This window comes from Algoriphagus sp. 10J20-15, from assembly GCF_055809615.1.
In genome coordinates, this window is sequence record NZ_JBVVUG010000018.1 from 1 (window position 1) to 2,375 (window position 2,375).

General features: G+C 38.0%; 3 protein-coding genes. 1 reads left to right on the top strand and 2 read right to left on the bottom strand.

The features are described 5' to 3' along the window. The first annotated feature begins 153 nt into the window (after positions 1-153). Positions 154-1,452, top strand: a complete 1,299-nt coding sequence (gene thrC / locus AC0L6R_RS07835) for a threonine synthase (protein WP_473270679.1) — start codon at positions 154-156, stop codon at positions 1,450-1,452. On the opposite strand, the gene AC0L6R_RS07840 is transcribed toward thrC, so the two are convergent. Together AC0L6R_RS07840 and AC0L6R_RS07845 are read right to left on the bottom strand one after the other, a co-directional pair. Next, entirely contained in the window at positions 1,444-2,178 is a 735-nt protein-coding gene (locus tag AC0L6R_RS07840; protein ID WP_473270680.1) for a hypothetical protein, read from the bottom strand. The genes thrC and AC0L6R_RS07840 overlap by 9 nt on opposite strands. Beyond that, positions 2,156-2,375 (bottom strand): hypothetical protein (locus AC0L6R_RS07845; protein WP_473270681.1); only part of this gene is annotated, 220 nt, incomplete at its 5' end. The genes AC0L6R_RS07845 and AC0L6R_RS07840, both read right to left, overlap by 23 nt.

Sequence of the window (2,375 nt, forward strand, 5' to 3'; positions counted from 1 at the left end):
TGGCAGATGACCAAAGTACCATGGGAAAAGAAACTGCCGAAGCCGTAGGCGAAGCAGGCAAAGAAATATTTTCAAAAATTGGTCTTGACGTAGATGTTTATTTCTCTGAAATCAACACTCAAGGCGCTTACGTTATCGAAGAAAAATAAGAGGATGAAGTTTTATAGCACAAATAATTCTGCACATCAGGTAAATCTTACTGAAGCGGTGATCAAAGGTTTGGCGCCCGATCAAGGGCTTTATATGCCGACGGAAATCCCGGTTTTACCAAAAGAACTGTTGAATACGTTTCCAGAAATGACCTTTCAGGAAATAGGATACGAGGTCATAGGAGCCTTGTTTTCTTCGGCGCTCAACCAAGAGCAGATCAAAGATTTGGTAAATCATACGCTGACATTCGATGCGCCTCTGGTGAAAGTGGAAGAAGATGTCTATAGCTTGGAGCTTTTTCACGGGCCTACATTGGCATTCAAGGATTTCGGAGCACGTTTTTGTTCCAAACTGATGAGCATGCTAATGGAGAAGTCTGATCGGAAAGTCCGGGTGCTGGTAGCGACTTCAGGTGATACTGGGAGTGCGGTAGCCAATGGATTCTTGGGAGTGGATGGAGTGGATGTGATCATTCTTTTCCCTAAAGGAAAAGTAAGTGAGCTTCAGGAAAAGCAGTTTACTACGCTAGGTCAAAATATCACAGCGCTGGAAGTTGATGGTGTGTTTGACGATTGTCAGAAGATGGTTAAAGAAGCATTTTTGGATGCTGAGTTAGACGAAAAACTGTTGCTGACTTCAGCAAACTCTATCAATGTTGCCCGCTGGATTCCTCAGTGTTTGTACTATTTCTACGCTTTTTCCAGACTTCCGCAAAACGGTAAAAAAGTAGCTTTTGCTGTTCCTTCAGGGAATTTTGGAAATATAGCAGCAGGAATATTAGCGCAACGAATGGGCTTGCCAATTGACCAATTTGTGGCTGCGACGAATGTAAATAAAGTAGTTCCAGACTTTTTGAATGGAGCTGATTTTGCGGCTATGTCATCTATTGCTACGATCAGCAACAGCATGGATGTGGGGAACCCAAGTAATTTTCCTAGGCTTTTGGCGCTTTATGGTAATGATGAAAAGGCTTTAAAGGATAATGTGAAAGGGTATTTCTACACTGATGAGCAAACTGAGAAAGCGATGCAGGAAGTGAAAAAGTCAGGTTATACTATGGATCCTCATGGCGCGGTTGGGTATTTGGGATTGACAGATTTCATGGCTGAAAACTCAGACTATCAAGGTATATTTCTGGAAACTGCCCATCCTGGAAAATTCCGTGAAACGGTAGAGAGAGCACTGGATTTGAAATTGGAGCTTCCAGATCGATTAGCAGCTTTTATGCATGGAGAGAAAAAAGTGGAAGCGATGGAAAATGACTTTGAGGAGTTTAAGGGGTATTTGAAAGGTTTACTTTGAGTCTATTTTTATGGAATTGAAATACTGATTCCCCATTTTTAAGTAGATGCTATCTGTAAGTGGATTATTGGGATAAGAGTATCTCGCATAGTAGAGTTGATTGTTTTTATCAATTAGTAATTTGTCCTTAAATATTTTCATAGTTAGACTATCTTCAGAATGATTATCTAAGAAAAGGTTTGGGAAGCTGGAGTTATAATTGATTATTATGTTCGTGAGTCCTTGATTAAAAAGGAAATCCACTGACCAATTTTCTAACAGTAATGTGTCTAGATAGACTTCATTCAAATTCCATATAGTAAATTCAATTTCTTTCTTTTTCACTGTATATCCTAAGAATGTATCTTGATCATATAGTAGGTAGTTTAATTTTGGTTTTTCTGGAAAAAAGACTGAGACATTATTGAAAAAATCATATGATTTCCCCAAGTTAAACATTGAATCGATTTTATACTCCCAGTAATCTTGCATTGCCTTATTCAGACTATGGTTTGATTCAAGGTCGTATTTAGCTTGTAAGTTTTTTAACTTTTCCCGATAAAATGATAGTTTAGAGACGGTCTTTTCCCTATCGTATTTATATGTTTTGATTTTTTTGTTAAGATCTTTTGCTAAAGCCTGAGCAAGTTTTACATGGTAAACTTCGTGATTGAATAGCTCATCCGAATTTATAAACTGCTTTCTATACCATGATTCATGCCTGTCAATAAATGCCCTGGTCTTCAATTTCCGAACTGTTTGTTAATGTTAATCCTAACCGTATTCTTGCATCCGAACTGCTCCAGGTTTCTGTTAAACTTTTAAAGTCAGAGATTTCTAATTCCGAAGTGTCATCAAGAATTTTATATCTTTCAAAAGAGGAGTCTTTATTTTTTCTGTAGTAATCAAACAGAGCAGCGTTGTATGCCAGTAAAAAAAGTATA

What these genes read in the sequence shown, in the direction of transcription:
- thrC (WP_473270679.1), top strand. Translation starts at nt 154, where the DNA reads ATGAAGTTTTATAGCACAAATAATTCTGCACATCAGGTAAATCTTACT.